This is a genomic window from Geodermatophilus sp. URMC 61 (genome assembly GCF_052931555.1).
Genome location: NZ_JBRFHZ010000002.1, coordinates 3708352 through 3725755, shown reverse-complemented (window position 1 = coordinate 3725755; position 17404 = coordinate 3708352). Strand labels below are relative to the sequence as shown.

Annotated in this window: 18 protein-coding genes; 5 read left to right on the top strand and 13 right to left on the bottom strand. The window is 74.3% G+C overall.

Going from position 1 to position 17404, the window contains the following annotated elements:
• Positions 1-24: 24 nt before the first annotated feature.
• Positions 25-390: a hypothetical protein gene (locus ACU610_RS17435; protein WP_446768956.1), complete on the bottom strand. Its 366-nt coding sequence runs from the start codon at positions 388-390 to the stop codon at positions 25-27.
• Between the two features lie 225 nt (positions 391-615).
• Between ACU610_RS17435 and ACU610_RS17430 the strand changes: the two genes are divergently transcribed.
• Positions 616-1020: an ATP-binding protein gene (locus ACU610_RS17430; protein ID WP_446768955.1), complete on the top strand. Its 405-nt coding sequence runs from the start codon at positions 616-618 to the stop codon at positions 1018-1020.
• A 74-nt stretch (positions 1021-1094) separates the two neighbouring features.
• On the top strand, positions 1095-1271 hold the full coding sequence (locus ACU610_RS17425; RefSeq protein ID WP_446768954.1) for a hypothetical protein: 177 nt from the start codon (positions 1095-1097) through the stop codon (positions 1269-1271).
• 144 nt (positions 1272-1415) lie between these two features.
• Here the strand turns inward: ACU610_RS17425 and ACU610_RS17420 are convergent, their stop codons facing one another.
• From ACU610_RS17420 to ACU610_RS17390, 7 genes are all read right to left on the bottom strand, one after another.
• Positions 1416-2792, bottom strand: a complete 1377-nt coding sequence (locus ACU610_RS17420) for a sulfate adenylyltransferase subunit 1 (RefSeq protein WP_446768953.1) — start codon at positions 2790-2792, stop codon at positions 1416-1418.
• Positions 2792-3700, bottom strand: a complete 909-nt coding sequence (gene cysD / locus ACU610_RS17415; RefSeq protein WP_446768952.1) for a sulfate adenylyltransferase subunit CysD — start codon at positions 3698-3700, stop codon at positions 2792-2794. Before cysD ends, ACU610_RS17420 begins: the two co-directional genes overlap by 1 nt.
• Positions 3701-3796: 96 nt before the next feature.
• The gene (locus ACU610_RS17410; RefSeq protein WP_446768951.1) at positions 3797-4546 is read right to left on the bottom strand and encodes an inositol monophosphatase family protein; all 750 of its coding nucleotides are present in this window, start codon (positions 4544-4546) and stop codon (positions 3797-3799) included.
• A complete protein-coding gene (locus ACU610_RS17405; RefSeq protein WP_446768950.1) occupies positions 4543-5256 on the bottom strand; it encodes a PaaI family thioesterase in 714 nt (237 codons plus the stop codon). The genes ACU610_RS17410 and ACU610_RS17405 overlap by 4 nt, the downstream gene beginning before the upstream one ends.
• Positions 5257-5286: 30 nt before the next feature.
• Positions 5287-6807, bottom strand: coding sequence for a sensor histidine kinase (locus ACU610_RS17400; protein WP_446768949.1), 1521 nt, complete (start codon positions 6805-6807; stop codon positions 5287-5289).
• A 79-nt stretch (positions 6808-6886) separates the two neighbouring features.
• Positions 6887-7609, bottom strand: a complete 723-nt coding sequence (locus tag ACU610_RS17395; protein WP_446768948.1) for a response regulator transcription factor — start codon at positions 7607-7609, stop codon at positions 6887-6889.
• 101 nt (positions 7610-7710) lie between these two features.
• Positions 7711-8487, bottom strand: coding sequence for a siderophore-interacting protein (locus ACU610_RS17390; protein WP_446768947.1), 777 nt, complete (start codon positions 8485-8487; stop codon positions 7711-7713).
• Between the two features lie 279 nt (positions 8488-8766).
• Here ACU610_RS17390 and ACU610_RS17385 point away from each other — a divergent pair, with 279 nt between their 5' ends.
• Positions 8767-8976: a DUF2945 domain-containing protein gene (locus ACU610_RS17385; protein ID WP_446768946.1), complete on the top strand. Its 210-nt coding sequence runs from the start codon at positions 8767-8769 to the stop codon at positions 8974-8976.
• Between the two features lie 40 nt (positions 8977-9016).
• Complete coding sequence (locus ACU610_RS17380) at positions 9017-9448, top strand: DUF2795 domain-containing protein (protein ID WP_446768945.1); 432 nt, start codon at positions 9017-9019, stop codon at positions 9446-9448.
• A gap of 40 nt (positions 9449-9488) precedes the next feature.
• Here ACU610_RS17380 and ACU610_RS17375 read toward each other — a convergent pair whose 3' ends face one another.
• Positions 9489-10628 carry a hypothetical protein gene (locus tag ACU610_RS17375; protein ID WP_446768944.1) on the bottom strand — a complete coding sequence of 380 codons (1140 nt, stop codon included), beginning with the start codon at positions 10626-10628 and terminating at the stop codon, positions 9489-9491.
• A 138-nt stretch (positions 10629-10766) separates the two neighbouring features.
• Here ACU610_RS17375 and ACU610_RS17370 point away from each other — a divergent pair, with 138 nt between their 5' ends.
• Entirely contained in the window at positions 10767-12965 is a 2199-nt protein-coding gene (locus tag ACU610_RS17370) for an LCP family glycopolymer transferase (RefSeq protein WP_446768943.1), read from the top strand.
• 221 nt (positions 12966-13186) lie between these two features.
• On the opposite strand, the gene pstB is transcribed toward ACU610_RS17370, so the two are convergent.
• The 4 genes from pstB to pstS form a co-directional block, all read right to left on the bottom strand.
• Positions 13187-13966, bottom strand: coding sequence for a phosphate ABC transporter ATP-binding protein PstB (pstB, locus tag ACU610_RS17365; protein ID WP_446768942.1), 780 nt, complete (start codon positions 13964-13966; stop codon positions 13187-13189).
• A gap of 23 nt (positions 13967-13989) precedes the next feature.
• On the bottom strand, positions 13990-15075 hold the full coding sequence (gene pstA, locus ACU610_RS17360) for a phosphate ABC transporter permease PstA (RefSeq protein ID WP_446768941.1): 1086 nt from the start codon (positions 15073-15075) through the stop codon (positions 13990-13992).
• Positions 15075-16031: a phosphate ABC transporter permease subunit PstC gene (gene pstC / locus ACU610_RS17355; protein ID WP_446768940.1), complete on the bottom strand. Its 957-nt coding sequence runs from the start codon at positions 16029-16031 to the stop codon at positions 15075-15077. Before pstC ends, pstA begins: the two co-directional genes overlap by 1 nt.
• Positions 16032-16162: 131 nt before the next feature.
• Positions 16163-17281: a phosphate ABC transporter substrate-binding protein PstS gene (gene pstS, locus ACU610_RS17350; protein WP_446768939.1), complete on the bottom strand. Its 1119-nt coding sequence runs from the start codon at positions 17279-17281 to the stop codon at positions 16163-16165.
• Positions 17282-17404: the final 123 nt, after the last annotated feature.

The following is a 17404-nucleotide window of genomic DNA, read 5'->3' as shown; positions in this document are numbered from 1 at the left end:
GCGATCCCCGCGGGGGTGGCCGGATCAGTCTCGGGCGCCGCGGGCGCGCTCGCGCAGCAGGGCGGAGATGCGCTGCCGGGTGACGCCGAACATGGCGGCGATCCGGTTGATGCTGACCTGTTCGGACGCCAGGGCGTAGGCCTGCTCACGCCGCCAGGCACCCCCGGCGCTGGCCAGGGCCGCCATCACCGAGCTGATCTGCTCGACGACCAGCGGGCGGGACTCGGCGGTGACGATGTCGAGCCAGGCGCGGCCGGTCTGCCGCTCCTCGAGCAGCTTCTCGGCCCGCGCGCGAGCGCCCCCCAGCTCGGTCACGCAGGTGTCGAGCACGGCCATGAGCTCGGTGAGCGCGCGGACGGCCGGATCCTGCTCGGTGAGGTGGGTCGACACGGGCCCTCCGACTCTGGTGGTAGATGGATGTGAGCAATCCGGTTGTCCACTATCCATAGTCGGCGGGCCGAGCGCAAGGCCCGTGACACGCAACTACCCTCGCACGGCAATGGTCGTTGCCTGCGCCCCGTGCGACGGATAGGTTGCGTACAACGGGGTGGCGCGGCACGGAGCTCGCGCCCGCAGCTTCCGTGCGGTCGGGACCCCGTCGAGGGGGGAGACCCGATGTCCACGCTCACGGCCGCCGTCGACCTGAGACCGGTGCCCGCCAGCGTCCCGGTCGCCCGGCACCTCGTGCTGGACCTGCTGGGCGCCTGGAAGGCGCCACACGACGCCGGCGACGCCGCGCTCCTCGTCACCGAGCTCGTCGCCAACGTCGTCGACCACGTCGACGGTAGGGCCTCCTTCACCCTCGAGGTCACGCTGGCCGAGGACTGGCTGCGCGTCTCGGTCGCCGACGGCTCCGCGCTCCGGCCGGCCGTGCGGGAGTTCGAGGTCGCTGCCCCGCGGGGGCGGGGGGTGCGGCTGGTGGAGGGCATCGCCGACCGCTGGGGCGTCGAGGACCACTCCGACGGCAAGCGGGTCTGGTTCGAGCTCGCGCCGCAGGGCCCGGAGGTCCCACAGCCGTAGCTCCGGGTCCGGGTTTGCCGACGAGGGCTCCCGGGGACGGGCGGGGGAGACCGATCCACCGAGGAGGAAGCGGCATGAGCGAGCCGGACGGCAAGACCTACAGCGCGGGCGAGGGGCTCTCCGACGAGGAGATGGTGCGCACCGTCGCCGAGCAGACCGACAGCATCTCCGAGCACGCCGACGAGGCGGGCAAGGACTGGAACGGCGACGCCAGCAAGGCGCCCGACCCCAACGCCGACCCCACCAGCTGACCCCTCGGCCGTCCGACGCCGGGCGTGACCGGTGCGGCGCGCCCGGCGTCGCACGACGCTGTGCTGGAGGGACGGCCCCGTCCCGGGCCGGCCCCGTTCAGAGGCTCACCGTGAGCCTCGAACGGTGAGGAGGGCGGGGCCCTGTCAACCGGCAGGGGTCAGCATGCCGGCGCCGACGGTGGCGTTGGTGGCCTCGTCGACCAGGATGAACCGGCCGGTCACCCGGTTGCGGGTGTAGTCGTCGACGAAGAGCGGCTGGGTGACCCGCAGGCGCACCCGGCCGATGTCGTTGAGGCCGAGCTCGGTGGCCTCCCGGTCCCGGTGCAGCGTGTTGACGTCGAGCCGGTAGGCCAGCTCCTTGACCATCGCGCGCGCCGTGCGGGTGGTGTGCTTGACCGCGATCCGCTGGCGCGGCCGCAGCGGCTCGTCGGTCATCCAGCAGACCAGCGCGTCGAGGTCCTGCGTGACCGTCGGGGCGTTCTCCGGCTTGCCGATCAGGTCCCCGCGGGAGACGTCGAGGTCGTCGGCCAGCCGCAGGGTCACCGCCATCGGCGGGAAGGCCTCGTCCACCGGGCCGCGGGGGCCGTCGATGCCGGCGATCGTCGTCGCCAGGCCGCTGGGCAGCACCGTGATCTCGTCGCCGACGCGGAAGACCCCGCTGGCGACGGTGCCGGCGTAGCCGCGGTAGTCGTGGTGCTCCTCGGTCTGCGGCCGGATGACGTACTGCACCGGGAACCGCGCGTCGGTGAGGTTGCGGTCGCTGGCCACGTGCACGTGCTCGAGGTGGTGGAGCAGCGTCGGGCCCTCGTACCAGGGCGTGTTCGCCGAGTGGGTGACGACGTTGTCGCCGCGCAGCGCCGAGATGGGGACGACGGTCAGGTCCGGCACGCTCAGCTTGGCCGCGAACGCGCTGAACTCGTCGGCGATGGCGTCGAAGACCTCCTCCGACCAGTCGACGAGGTCCATCTTGTTGACGGCGACCACCAGGTGCGGCACCCGCAGCAGCGAGGCGAGGAAGGCGTGCCGGCGGCTCTGCTCCACCATGCCCTTGCGGGCGTCGACCAGCACGATCGCCAGGTCGGCGGTCGAGGCGCCGGTGACCATGTTGCGGGTGTACTGCACGTGGCCGGGGGTGTCGGCCAGGATGAAGGTGCGCCGCGGGGTGGCGAAGTACCGGTAGGCGACGTCGATGGTGATGCCCTGCTCGCGCTCGGCCCGCAGGCCGTCGGTGAGCAGCGCCAGGTCGACGTGGTCCCCCTTGCTGGCGCGGGCCACGGCCTCGTACTGGTCCTCGAAGATGGCCTTGCTGTCGTAGAGCAGCCGGCCGATCAGCGTGCTCTTGCCGTCGTCCACCGAGCCGGCGGTCGCGATGCGCAGGATGTCCTTGCGCGCGGTGGCGAGCTCCACAGCGTGCTCGGCGACGGCCGAGTGGACGTCGACCGGCTGGTCGTCGGCGTCCTCAGCGGTGGGGTACGTGATGTCGGGGTGGACGCCGGCCTGCGCGGCGGCATTCGTGGCCATCAGAAGTAGCCCTCCTTCTTCCGGTCCTCCATGGCGGCGTCGCTGACCTTGTCGTCGCCCCGGGTGGCGCCCCGCTCGGTCATCCGGGTCACCGCGATCTCGGCGATGACCTCCTCGACCGTGGTGGCCTCCGAGCGGACCGCGGCGGTGAGGTTGGCGTCGCCGACGGTGCGGTACCGGACCGTCGCCCGGAACGGCCGCTCGCCGTCCTTGGGGCGGATGAACTCGTTGACCGCGTAGAGCATCCCCTGGCGCTCGACGACCTCCCGCTCCTGGGCGAGGTACAGCGGCGGGATGGCGACCTGCTCGCGGGCGATGTACTGCCAGATGTCCAGCTCGGTCCAGTTCGACAGCGGGAAGACCCGGATCGACTCACCGAGGTGGATGCGGCCGTTGTACAGGTCCCACAGCTCGGGGCGCTGGTTCTTCGGGTCCCACTGGCCGAACTCGTCGCGGAAGGAGAACACGCGCTCCTTGGCGCGCGCCTTGTCCTCGTCGCGGCGGGCGCCGCCGAACAGGGCGGTGAAGCCGTGCTCCTCGACCGCATCGAGCAGCACCGGGGTCTGGATGCGGTTGCGGGAGCCGTTGGGCTCCTCCTTGACCAGGCCCCTGGCCATGGCGTCGGGCACCGAGGCGACGATCAGCTGGACGCCGAGTTCGGCGACCCGCTTGTCGCGGAACTCCAGCACGTCGGGGAAGTTCAGCCCGGTGTCGACGTGCATGACCGGGAACGGGATGCGGGCCGGCGCGAACGCCTTGCGGGCCAGCTCCAGCATCACGATCGAGTCCTTGCCGCCGGAGAACAGCAGCACCGGGCGCTCCAGCTCGGCGGCCACCTCACGGATCACGTGGATGGACTCCGCCTCCAGTGTCTCCAGCTGGGAGAGCCGGTAGTCGGGGGTCGTCACGAGTCTGATCTCCGGGGTGGTCGGGGGACGGGCTCGAACCAGCAGCAACCGCACCGGCCCGGGGGAGATTCCCTGGGTCCAGTCTCCGCCATCGCCCTACGTGAGCGGCTGTGACCCCGGTCGCACCGCGGCGAGCAGCCGTTCAGCCAGGTGCGGGCGGCAGACCAGCAGGTCCGGCAGGGACGGGTCCGGCGCGTTGTAGCGCAGGGGTGAGCCGTCGAGCCGGACGGCGGTGAGCCCCGCGGCCTGCGCGACGGCGACCGGTGCGGCGGAGTCCCACTGGTACATGCCGCCGGCGTGCACGTAGGCGTCGGCCTCGCCGCGGACGACCGCGGTCACCTTCCACCCGGCCGAGCCCATCGGCACGAGCTCGGCGTCGAGGGCGGCCGCCGCGGTGGCGGCCACCTCGGGCGGGCGGGTGCGGCTGACCGCGATCCGCGGCCGCCCGTGTGCCGGCGGGGACACCACGGGCGGCGGGTCGGTCACCAGCACCTCGCGCAGCGCCGGCAGCGCCACGGCGGCAGCCGTCAGCTCGCCGGCCGCCCACAGCGCCACGTGCACCGCCCAGTCCGGCCGCGGCGCCTCGCCGTACTCGCGGGTGCCGTCGAGCGGGTCGACGATCCACACCCGGTCGGCGGTCAGCCGGCGACGGTCGTCGACCGCCTCCTCGCTGAAGACGGCGTCGTCCGGGCGCTGCTCGGTCAGCACGCCGGTGATCGCGGCCTGCGCGGCCGCGTCACCGGCGTCCCCGAGCTCCCGGCCGGTGAGCCGGCCCTCCTCGCGCAGCCCGGTGAGGACGGCGGCGGCCGCCCGGGCCGCGGTGGCGGCGACCTCGACGTCCCTCACGGGCGGTCGGTGAGGGCCGTGGCGTCGGTGGGCCGCCCCGGGGGCCGGTGCTGGCCGGAGGCGTCGGTGATCGCGCCGAAGTAGTCGGCGTGCAGCTCCTCACGCGGCATGACGAACACGCCGCGGGCCTCGACCAGCGTCCGGTCGGACGCCGACGCGGTCGCGATGGTGCCGGTGACGACGCACTTGTGGCCGGCGGCCTCGGTGACCTGCGCCCGCATCGTCAGGGGCGTCGACAGCGGCACCGGCCGCCGGTAGTCCACCTCCAGCCGGACGGTCATGCCCCAGAGCCCCGCGGCGATGGCGGCCGAGCCGAGCAGCTGGTCCATGAGCAGGCTGCTCATGCCGCCGTGCACGTAGCCGGGCGGGCCCTCGTAGGCCGGGCCGAGCAGGGCCTCGCCGACGACGCCGCCCTCGACCCGGCGGATCCGCACCGGCGGGGCGAGCGCGCTGCCCACCCCGCTCACCGGGTTGTAGACGCGGCGGAAGACCAGCGGGTCGTCGAGCACGGGCAGCTGCGTCGCCGGCCGTTGCGTGGCGGCGAGGCGGGCGGTGACGGCTCGCGCGTCGGCGGCCGCCGCGCGCAGCTGGTCGGCCGGGACCGTGGTGAGCACGGAGGCGTCCACCAGCTCCCGCAGGGCCGTGCCGAGCTCGGTCACCGCGGCCATCAGGTCGGCGTCGTAGGGCTGCCCGCCCGCGTCGGAGGTCACCCGCGGACGGTAACCGGACCGCCCGCGGACTCAGGTCGTCGGGCCGTCCGGCACCGACGGGACGGCCGCGCCCGGGCCGGACCGGGGCAGCCGGACGGTGAACGTCGCGCCCCGGCCGGGAGCGGTGTCCAGGTGCACCGTGCCGCCGTGCGCGGCCACCAGCGCGCTGACGATGGCCAGGCCCAGCCCGGTGCCGCCCGCCGTCCGGGCCCGGGACGGGTCGGCGCGGTAGAAGCGCTCGAACACCCGCGCGGCGTCCTCGGGCGCCATGCCCGGGCCCTGGTCGGCCACCCGCAGCACGACCACGCCCCCGTCGTCGCCGTCCGCCGTCCCGTCGGTCGGCGCCGGCTCGTCGGAGATGCTGACCGTGACCGGCGCGGTCGGTGGCGTGTGCACCAGCGCGTTGGTCACCAGGTTGCCGACGACCTGCCGCAGCCGGGCCTCGTCGCCGAGGACCACGGGCAGCTCGCTGAGCGCCTCGTCCAGGTGCAGGGTGATCGGCCGCTCGGGCTGGACCGCGCGGGCGTCGTGGACGGCGTCCCCGGCGACCTCGGCCAGGTCGACCGGGGTGATGGTCAGCGGGCGCTGCTGGTCCAGACGGGCCAGCTGCAGCAGGTCCTCGACCAGCAGGCCCATCCGGGCGCCCTCGGACTCGATGCGCTGCATCAGCCGGGCGGTCTCCTCCGGGCTGCCCACCGCACCCTGCCGGTAGAGCTCCGCGAAGCCGCGGATCGAGGTCAGCGGGGTGCGCAGCTCGTGGCTGGCGTCGGCGACGAACCGGCGCATCCGGGCCTCCGAGGCGCGGGCCTGCTCCTCGGAGGCCTGCTGCGCCCGGAAGCCCTGCTCGATGCGGCTGAGCATCCCGTTGAGCGCGGTGGCCAGCCGCCCCACCTCGGTGCGGTCGTCCCCGGCCGGGACCCGCTGGGAGAGGTCACCGGCCGCGATCGCGGCGGCCGTGCGCTCCACCTCGGTCAGCGGGCGCAGGCTGTTGCGGACCAGCACGTAGGCCGCGGCCCCGAGGACGGTCAGCACGACCAGCCCGACGATCACCTCGATGACCACCAGTTGGCGGATGACGCGCTCGTCGCGGCCCAGGTCCCCGCCGATGACCAGCGTGTAGCCGCCGGGGAGGTCCGAGGTCAGCAGCTGCCAGTCGCCGTCCTTGGACCAGGTGCCGCGCGGCCGGCGGCCGGGCTGGGCCGTGTCGTCGTCGACGTCGGGCAGGTCCCCGGCCCTCGGCGGGGGGACGTAGACGACGGTGAGGTCCTCGGAGCCCGGCGCAAGGCACCCGACGAGGTAGCCGGCCGGCAGAGCCCGGTCGATGCCGTCCAAGCAGGCCCTCAGGACCGTCGGGTCGCGGCCGTAGTCGTCGACGACCTGTCGCAGTTCGTCCTCCTGCTGCACGGCCAGGTAGTGCCGCAGCATCCCGGTTGCGGCGAGGCCCGTGGCGGTCAGGGCGACCCCGACCAGCGCCACGATGAGCGCGACCAGGGTGATCCGCAGGGGCAGGCGCGGCGCGCGGCGGCCCCGGCGGAGGGACGTCGCCGTCACGGTGTCACCGGTTCGCTCCCGCGGGGCGTTCCGCTCCTCGCTCGCTGGCGCTCGCTGCGATGCTCGCGCCCCTGTCCGCTCACGCCCCGCGGGGCAGCCGCAGCGTGTAGCCCACGCCGCGGATGGTGTGCAGCAGCCGCGGCTCGGTCGTGTCGACCTTGCGGCGCAGGTAGGAGATGTAGGACTCGACCACGTTGGCGTCGCCGTTGAAGTCGTAGTTCCACACGTGGTCGAGGATCTGCGCCTTCGACAGCACCCGCCCGGCGTTGGCCATCAGGTAGCGCAGCAGCTTGAACTCCGTCGGCGACAGGCTGACCACCTGGCCGGCCTTGACCACCTCGTGCGTCTCCTCGTCGAGCTCGATGTCGGCGAAGGAGAGCCGGGGCGAGTCGGCAGGGCGCTGCGGCCCGGTGCTGCGGCGCAGCACCGCCCGGATGCGGGCGAGCACCTCGTCGAGGCTGAACGGCTTGGTGACGTAGTCGTCGCCGCCCAGGGTCAGCCCGGACACCTTGTCCTCCGCCGCGTCGCGGGCGGTGAGGAAGAGCACGGGCGTGTACCGGCCGCTCTCGCGCAGCCGGCGGACGACGCCGAAGCCGTCCAGCCCCGGCATCATCACGTCGAGCACCAGCAGGTCGGGGCGGAAGGACGCCGCCATCGCCAGCGCCTGCTGGCCGTCCGCGGCCGTGGCCACCTCGAAGCCGGCGTAGCGGAGGCTGGCCGACAGCAGTTCGCGGATGTTGGGCTCGTCGTCCACCACGAGGAGGCGCGCCTCCGGTGCCGAGTCCCTGCCGGTGCTGGTCACAGCACCTCCTGTCGAACGCGCTGCCGTGGTCATGCCACGAGGGTGCGGCCCGCTGCTGGAGCGGCGCTGGGCATTCCCTGTGAGGAGTCTGGACACGGGGGTCACCCGGCGGGGGACATCGCCCGACCGCGCCGCCAGTAGCCGATCGCGTGGTGCTGCGCCCGGCCCAGCCCCCACCGGCCGCGCAGGTCGGCACGCACCGCGCGCACCGTCGCGGACTCGGCGGCCACCCAGGCGAAGAGGTCCTCGCCCTCGGGCCGCTCCAGGGCCGCGACGGCGTCGGCCAGCAGCGTGCCCTCACCGGGCGGGGTGCCGTCGCGGTGCAGCCAGCGGACCGCCACCCCCTCCGGCGCCGGCAGCGGCTGCTCCTCGCCGGCATCGGCGACCTCCACCAGCGCGACGCCGCGGGTGGACGCCGGCGCCGACGCCAGGATGCGGGTGATCGCCGGGAGTGCCGTCTCGTCGCCGGCCAGCAACAGCCAGCCGGCCGGACGGTCGCCCAGCGGACCGCCGCTCGCGACGGCCACCGTCGTCCCGGGCGCGGCGGCCGCGGCCCACGCCGCCGCCGGACCGTCGCCGTGCAGCACGAAGTCGATCTCCACCTCGCCGCGCTCGGGGTCCTGCCGGCGGGCGGTGTAGCTGCGCAGGCTGACCCCGTGCGCGCCCTCGGGCCAGACGATCCGCCCGTCCCGCTGCACCGACGGCCAGCGCGGCGCCGGGTCGCCGACCCGGGGGACCAGCAGCGAGATCGTGGGGCCGGCCGCGGCAGCCGCCGCCGGCGTTCCGGAGAGCAGGATGCGGCGCACCGACGCGGTGACGTCGTGGACCGAGGTCACGGTGAGGACGTCGACCGGCCGGGTGGGGTCAGGGACGGTCACGGGGACCGAGCCTAGATGCGGGCCGACCCGGCCGACCCCGGGGGAATGGGGTCGACCGGGCCGGCGATCGAGGACGGAGCCGTCACGCTGAGTGCGCACTCACTCTGCTCTGAGCAGCGAGAACAGCGTCGCGATCTCCGTCGGGGAGAACGCTACGTGACGATCGGGCCCACGTCAGTGCCCGCACGGGTGATTGGGCCTCCCTGACGGGTGATGTGTGCCCCGGGCCCGCGCCGGGCAGAGGCGGGAGGACCGCGCCGAGCACCCGGGGAGGACCACGTGTCGGACGAGCTGCAGAAGGGCGACCACGTCACCTGGAACAGCCACGGCCAGGAGGTCGAGGGCACTGTCGAGCGGGAGATCACGTCCGAGACGGAGGCCGCCGGCCGGAAGGTCAAGGCCAGCAAGGACGAGCCGCAGTACGAGGTCCGGAGCGACGGGACCGGCAAGACCGCGGTGCACAAGCCCGGCGCCCTGCACGAGAAGTGACCGGCGCGGCACGGATGAAGCCACCAGGAGGAGGACGATCGTGAGCGAGACCGGAGACCAGTTCGCCGGGACGTCGGCCCGCAGCACCAAGCACAGCCCACGGGTTGACGAGGAGCTCGAGCACGAGATCCAGGGGATGCTCAAGGCCGAGCGGGCCACCCGCGCCGAGGAGTGGCGCGAGGTGGAGCCGGTGGCCGAGGGGGAGCCGGACATCGACGCCGACCCCCAGGGCACCCTGGTCGGCGGCGTCCCGGTGGGCATGACCGAGGACGCGGTCGTCGCCCGCGCCGAGCTGGCCCGCTGGCTCGACCGGGCCGACTTCCCGAGCGACGGGCCGGCGCTCGTCGAGGCGGCCCTGGACCACCGGGCCCCGGACGCGGTCGTCGACGAGCTGCGGCGCCTGCCCGAGGGGCAGACCTACGAGCGGATCGGGGACGTCGTCCGCGCGCTGGGTTACCCGACCGAGACCTGACCGGCGGCGGCCGGAAGCCGGGTGGACCGGTTCCCGGCCGTCACCCGCCCTCGGCGGCCTCCCGCTCCTCGTCCTCCGCGACCTCCTCCGCGCCCCGCCGGCGGAACAGCCGGGAGCCGGGGAAGCCCTTCACCACGTGTCGCAGGTCCTGCATGGTGTCGAGCAGGTCGTGCACGTCCTCGCCGACCGATCCCAGGGACCCCATGACCGGCAGGATGTCCTCGTCGAGGTGCGTCATCAGCTGGGGCAGGCGGTCGATGAAGGCGACCACCGCCTCCACCTCGTCCGCGTCGATGCTCGCCGCCAGGCGGCGCACCGCCGGCTCGAGGGCCCGCAGCGGCTCCTGGAAGACGTCGACCATCGGGTCGACCCGGCCCAGCAGTCCCTCGGCCCGGGTCACCGCGCCGTCCGCGGCGGAGACCGTCCCGCCGGCCGCGGTGATCGCCTCGTCGGACCGGGCGATGGTCCCTTCCACGGCGGTGATCGCGTCGTCCGACCGGGCGATGGTCCGTCCGACGGCGGTGATCGCGTCGTCCGATCGGGCGATGGTCCCTTCCACGGCGGTGATCGCGTCGTCCGAACGGGAGATCGTCTGTCCGACCGCGGTGATCGCGTCGTCCGAACGGGAGATCGTTTGTCCGACCGCGGTGATCGCGTCGTCGGAGCGGGAGATCGTGCGGGCCACCGCCGCGATCGCCTCGTCGGCCTTCTGCTGGGTGCGACCGACCGCGCTGATCGCCGCGTCGGCCTTCTGCTGGGTGCGACCGACCGCGCTGATCGCCGCGTCGGCCTTCTGCTGGGTGCTGCCGACCGCGCTGATCGCCTCGTCGGCCTTCTGCTGGGTGCGACCGACCGCCGCGACGGCGTCGTCGGCACTCCGCCGGGTCGCGTCCACCGCGGCGACCTCGTCGTCGGCCCGCTTCCGGGTGACCTCGACGGCGGCGATGGCGTCGTCCGCCCGTTGGCGGGTGCCCTCCACGGACGTGATGGCCGCGTCGGCCCGGTCGACGATGCCCTCCACCCGGTCGACGACGGTCGTGACCCGGTCGAGCAGCGACTCCACGCGCCCGACGACCGTCGCCAGCCGCGGGACCAGCGCGAGCGCTTCGGTGACGCCGTCGCGGAACCCCTCCACCGCGGAGATCACGTCGGACGGCCCCGGCACGAACGGCAGCTTCACCCGGGGGACGCTACGACGACGCGCAGGGTCCTGCCTGCCGATCTCCGCGCGTCCGTCCCGGGAGGAAGCCTCCGCGCACGTATCGTGGGTGACTGCCCGACTGCGGAGCGGTACCACCGCGCGCGGATGGGAACGACGGTGCCCGCCAGGGCGGAGTTCGACGATGGGAAGTCGGCACGGGTGGGGAACGAGCGCACGCGCGACGACGCGGAGGAGGCCCGGGCGTCCGGCCGTCTCCACGGCCGGCGTCGCCCGGCCGCGCCCTCCCCGGGCGCGGCCGGTGGGGCGCCGGCCCGTGAGTCGATCACCGTCGAGCAGCTGATCGCCCGCCAGGGTGGTGAGGTCGGTCGCCGCCGGGCCGCCCGGACCGGCGAGATCCCGCTGCCCCTGGCCGTCGGCGAGAAGACCCCGGAGCGCCGGCGCGGCCTGCCCCCGGTGCCGGCCGAGGGCGCACCCGCCCCCGCCCCCGTCGCGCCCCCGGCGGCCCGCACGCCCTCCGGACGGCGGTCCGGTGACGTCCCCCGTGCGGCCGGCGACACCCCGGCCCCGCAGCGCGGCCTGCCCCCGGTCCCCGGTGGGGCGGCCGGTCGTGCACCCGCGCCCGCCGGTGCGCCGGCCGCCGTCCCCCCGTTGCCCGTACCGACCGCGCAGCCGCAGACCCCGGCCGAGCCGCCACGCGGCGGCCTGCCACCGGTACCGCCGTCGGCCCGCCCGTCGGTGCCGCTCTTCCCGCCGCTCGACGAGGGGGCGGGCCACCGCCCGTCCCGACCGATCGCGCCGCTGCCGCCGATCCCGGGCCGGGACGCCGCGCTGTCCGGCGCCACCCGGCTCGCGCCGCCTTCCCCGCGCGAGCGCCGGGCCGCCCGCCGCGCCGCCCGCAGCCCCGGCCGCCGCCGCCTCATCCGCGCCGCCGTCGGTCTGGCGGCCCTGCTGGGCGTCGTCCTCGCCTACCACCTGGGGCTGTACTTCTACGTCGACCAGCGCATCGAGCGCGTTGCCGCGTTGACCCCCGACGGCGCGGAGGTGCTCGCGCCCGCCCTCCAGGAGGGCGCGGCCACCTACCTGGTCGTCGGCACGGGCCTGCCCGGCGCGGAGGGGCCGGCCTCGGTGGCCACCCTGCTGGCGCACGTCACCGCGGACGAGGAGCGGGCCGTCCTGGTCAGCATCCCGCCGACCGCGCTGGTCGACACCCCCACCTGCGTCCGCGCCGACGGCGAGGTGCGCGAGGCGGTCACCGAGTCCTTCGCCGACTCCCTGCTGCAGGGCGGCCCGTCGTGCACGGTCCGCGCCGTGCAGCAGCTCTCCGGGCTGCGCGTCGACCACTACCTCGGCGTGGACCTGGACCGGCTGCCCGGCATGGTCGACGCCCTCGGTGGCGTCGCCGTCTGCCTGCCCGCGGCGACGCCGGCGGTCACCGCCGCGGCCGAGCCGCTGCCGACCGGCGCCAGCACCGTGTCGGGGGAGCGCGCCACCGGCTACCTCGCCCCGGGCGACGCCGGCGCCGACGTCACCGGCGAGGCGGTCGCCGAGCGGGCGCAGCTGGTGCTCACCTCCACCCTGCGGACGGCGATGTCGGCGGGGATCCTCGGCAACCCGGCCACCCTCACCCGGTTCCTGACCCGCGCCTCCGACGCCCTCACCGTCGACGAGACGACCACCCTGGGCGACCTGCGCACCCTCGCCGGCGCGCTCGGTGACCTCTCCGGCGACGCGGTGCAGCGGATCGGCCTCCCGGTGGCCCAGGTGGGCTACGTGCCGGCCGGCAGCGAGCAGGCCCACGTCGTGCTGGACTCCACCACCACCCGGTCCCTGTTCGACCAGGTGATCGAGGAGGGCCGGCTGCCCGCGGAGCTCGTCGCCCCCGCCCCCGCCGACCCGGCCGCCGTGGCCGCCGCTCCCGCACCCGCGGCAGCGGAGCAGCCCGTCACCACGCCCGCGGAGCAGCCGCTGACCGCCGCGCCCGCGGGGATCACCCTCGACGTCCTCAACGGCACCGCCACGAGCGGGCTGGCCGCCTCCGTGGCCGACCAGCTGCGGGCGCAGGGCTTCGGCGTCGGCCAGGTCGGCAACGAGCTCGGCGTGGTGAACGAGACCGTCGTCCGTTTCGGTGCCGGCGCCGAGGAACAGGCCCGCACCGTCGCCGCCGCCGTCCCCGGCGCGGTGCTGCAGCCCAGCGACGCCACCGGCGGGACGATCCAGCTGGTCATCGGCCCGGGCTTCTCCAGCGTCGTCCCGGTCGTGATCCCCCCGGCGCCGGTCGCGGCCCCCGAGACGCCGGCCCCCGCCGCGCCCGCCACCCCGTCCGCCGAGCCGGTCGCCAGCACCGCCAGCTGCTGAGCCCGGCCCCGCCTGCGCCCCCGCGAGGGTGTCCCCGGCGACCCAGGCGCTGCTCGCGCGGCGCGACCGGGGGTGAGGGTCCCGGGGAGGAGGTCGGGGCGCGACGGTCCCGCGCGGCCCGGGTGTGCCCCGCTCGTGGACCGGCACCCTCGGGTCCAAGGGCCGACGCACGCGAAGGGGCCGCCGCGGGAGTCCCACGGCGGCCCTGGAGGCTGGTCGGCTCAGCCGAAGCGGCCGGAGATGTAGTCCTCGGTCGCCTTCTCGTCCGGGTTGCTGAAGATCTTCTCGGTCGGGTTGAACTCGATCAGCCGGCCCGGCTGACCGACCCCACTGAGGTTGAAGAAGCCCGTCTGCTCGCTCACCCGCGCCGCCTGCTGCATGTTGTGGGTGACGATGACGATGGTGAAGCGCTCCTTGAGCTCGGCCATCAGGTCCTCGATCGCCAGCGTGGAGATCGGGTCCAGCGCGGAGGCCGGCTCGTCCATGAGCAGGACGTCGGGCTCGACGGCGATCGCGCGGGCGATGCACAGCCGCTGCTGCTGACCACCGGAGAGGCCGGCGCCCGGACGGTTGAGACGGTCCTTCACCTCGTTCCACAGGTTGGCGCCCCGGAGCGAGCGCTCGACCAGGTCGTCGAGGTCGGACTTCCTCATCCTCTTGTTGTTCAGCCGGATGCCCGCGGCGACGTTCTCGTAGATCGACATGGTCGGGAACGGGTTGGGGCGCTGGAAGACCATGCCGATCTGCCGCCGGACGTCCACCGGGTCGACGTCGGCGCCGTAGAGGTCCTGGCCGTCCATGACGATCTTGCCCTCGACGCGCCCGCCGGGGATGACCTCGTGCATCCGGTTGATCGAGCGCAGGAAGGTGGACTTCCCGCAGCCCGACGGCCCGATGAGGGCCGTGATGCTGCGCGGCTCGATCGAGACGTTGACGTTCTCGACCGCCAGGAAGTTGCCGTAGTAGATGTTGAGGTCGGAGACGTCGATGCGCTTGGCCACTGAGGGTCCTCCAGGGTTGCCGGTCAGCGACCGGTCTTGGGGGCGAAGAAGCGACTGATGAGCCGGGCGACGACGTTGAGACCCATCACCAGGATGATCAGGACGAGGGCCGCCGTCCAGGCCCGATCGGTGGCGAACTGCGGCGGGACGCCCGGCTGGGTGAGCTGGTAGTAGGCGTAGACCGGCAGGGTCGCCATGCGGCCGTCGAACGCGTTGAGGTTCGTGGCGTTGGTGATGCCCAGGGTGATCAGCAACGGAGCGGTCTCGCCGACCACGCGGGCGATCGCCAGGGTGACGCCGGTGCCCAGGCCGGCGATCGCCGTCGGGATGACCACCTTGACGATGGTGCGCCACTTCGGCACACCCAGCGCGTAGGAGGCCTCACGCAGCTCGTTGGGGACCAGCTTGAGCACCTCCTCCGCCGAGCGGACGACGACCGGGATCATCAGCACCGACAGCGCGATCGCACCCATGACGCCGAGCCGGATGCCCGGGCCGAGGAAGATCGCGAACAGCGCGTAGGCGAACAGGCCGGCCACGATCGACGGGATGCCGGTCATGACGTCGACCAGGAAGGTGATCGCCCGCTTCAGCCTCCCGCGGGCGTACTCGACGAGGAAGATCGCCGTCATCAGGCCGATCGGCACGGAGATCAGCGTGGTCAGCGCCGTGATGATCAGGGTGCCCATGATCGCGTGGTAGGCGCCGCCGCCCTCGCCGACGATGCCGACCAGCGACGAGTTGAAGAACTCGCCGTCCAGGCGCGCGAAGCCGCGGCTGAGGACCTCCCAGACCAGCGAGACCAGCGGCACCATCGCCAGCCCGAAGGCGCTCACCACCAGGCAGGTGACCAGCCGGTCCGTGGCCCGCCGGGGGCCCTCCACGGTCCGGGTCAGCACGTACACCGCCAGGGTCCCGAGGACGACGGTGTAGAGCACGAACAGCGCGATGTTGAGGTCGAACAGGGGCCAGAGCGCGCCCACGACGACGGCGGCCGCGGCGAAGGCGGCCCAGGGCGCCCAGTTCGGCAGCCGCCGGGCGCGCTCACCCCGGCGTGGGGCGGGCGCGCTGCTGCCCGTGGGCGCCGGCGCGGTGGAGGTCGAGCTCATCAGTTCGCTCCGGAGAAGTCGGCGCGCCGGTTGACGACCGCGCGGGCCAGCATGTTGACCGCGAGGGTGATGACGAACAGCGCCAGGCCGCTGGCGATGAGCGTGTTGATGTCGATGCCCGAGGACTCGGGGAACTCCAGCGCGATGTTCGCGGCGATCGTCGAGGGGTTGCCGCTGCTGATCAGGTTGAAGGTGATGCCCCCGGAGACCGACAGCACGATGGCGACGGCCATGGTCTCGCCGAGCGCCCGGCCCAGGCCCAGCATGGCGCCACCGATGACGCCGGACCGGCCGTAGGGGAGGACCGCCATCCGGATCATCTCCCAGCGCGTGGCACCCAGGGCCAGTGCCGCCTCGCGGTGCAGGCTCGGCACCTGCAGGAAGACCTCGCGTGAGATGGCGCTGACGATCGGCAGGATCATCACGGCGAGCACCAGGCCCGCCGTCAGCATGGTGCGCCCGGTGGTCGAGGCCGGCCCGGCGAACAGCGGGATGAAGCCGAGGCGGCGCTCGAGCCACTCGTAGAAGGGCACCAGCTTGGGGGCCAGCCAGAAGATGCCCCAGAAGCCGTAGACGATGCTGGGGATCGCGGCGAGCAGGTCGACCAGGTAACCCAGCCCCTGGGCCATCCGCCGCGGCGCGTAGTAGCCGATGAACAGCGCGATGGCCACCGCCAGCGGCGCCGCCACCAGCAGCGCGATGACCGCCGCCAGCAGGGTGCCGAAGACGAGGGGGGCGACGTAGGCGGCCAGGCCGCTGCCGCCGGGGATGTCCTCGGCCGGGGCGGTCAGCGCCGGCACCGCCTCCACGACGAGGAACGCGGCGACCCCGGCGAGGATGACGAGGATGAGGATGCCGGCGCCCTTGGCGGCACCGGCGAAGACGCGGTCACCGGGACGGCGGACCGACCGTCCGGTCCCGGCGGGGGACGGGGGTGTGGTCCTGGTGCTGCTCACCGCTGCTCCGTGGTGTGTGGGCCGGTGCCTGGGGACCCGGCGAGGGGTGGTTCGGGCGCCCGACCGGGGCCGGGCCTGCCGACGGCCCGGGGCGCCGTCGGGCACCCCGGGCCGTCGCCGGACATCGTCGCTCAGCCGGCCGTGATCGCGTCCACGGCCGTCTGAGCCTGCTGGCGCAGCGCGTCGGAGATCGGTGCGGAACCCGCGGCCTCGGCCGCGGCCTGCTGGCCCTCCTCGCTGATCACGTACCCCATGAAGTCGGCCACCAGTCCGGCCTTCTCCGCGTCGTCGTACGTGATGCAACCGATGTGGTAGCTGACCAGCACGATCGGGTAGCTGCCCGACTCCGTGGTGTCGCGGGCCAGCTCGATGGCGACGTCGTACTGCCCCCGGCCCTGGACCCGCTCGGAGTTCTCCACGACCGCGGCGGCCGCCTCGGGGGTCGGGGCGACGAACTCCTCGCCGACCCCGACGTTGGCCACACCGAGCTCGCCGGCCTGGCTCTCGTCGGCGTACCCGATGGTGCCGTTGCCCCCGCTGACGGCGCTGATGACGCCGGAGGTGCCCTGGGCGGCCTCGCCGCCGGCGACCGGCCAGTTGCCGTCGGGCTCGTGCGGCCACGCCTCGCCTGCGGCGGCGGCCAGGTACTCGGTGAAGTTCTCGGTGGTGCCCGACTCGTCGGACCGGTTCACCGGGGTGATCGCCAGGTCGGGCAGCGTCACGCCCGGGTTGTCGGCGGCGATCGCCGGGTCGTTCCAGTCGGTGATCTGCTGGTTGAAGATGCCCGCGATCACCTGGGGGGAGAGGTTGAGCTCGTCGACGCCCTCGAGGTTGTAGACGACCGCGATCGGCGAGATGTAGTTCGGCAGCTCGAAGACCTCGCCGCCGCCGCAGCGCTCGGCCGCAGCGGTCAGCTCCTCCTCGTCGAGCGCGGCGTCGGAGCCGGCGAAGTCCACGCCGCCGGAGACGAACTGCTCGCGGCCGCCGCCGGAGCCGACCGGGTCGTAGTTCACGGTCACGCCCGGCTGCACGCCCGAGTAACCGGCGGTCCACCCCTGCATGGCGGCCTGCTGGCTGCTGGCGCCGGCGCCGTCCAGCGCGCCGCTCAGCTCCGTGGCGCCGCCCGTGCTGCTGGTGGTGCTGCCGCCACCGCCGCTCCCCTCGTTCGCCGCGCCGCAGGCGGTCAGCGCGAGGGTGCCGGCGAGCGCGGTCGAGAGGACGGCGGCGCGCGACGTGGTGCTGAGCTTCAAGGAAGGGGCCCTTCGACGTGTGCCCGGACCTCCTGCCGGGCAGCGCGGAACCAACGAGGACCGACGCTAGGGAGCCGAGGTGGACGCCTCCCCGTGCACCGGTGAACGGTAGGTGAACGGTGC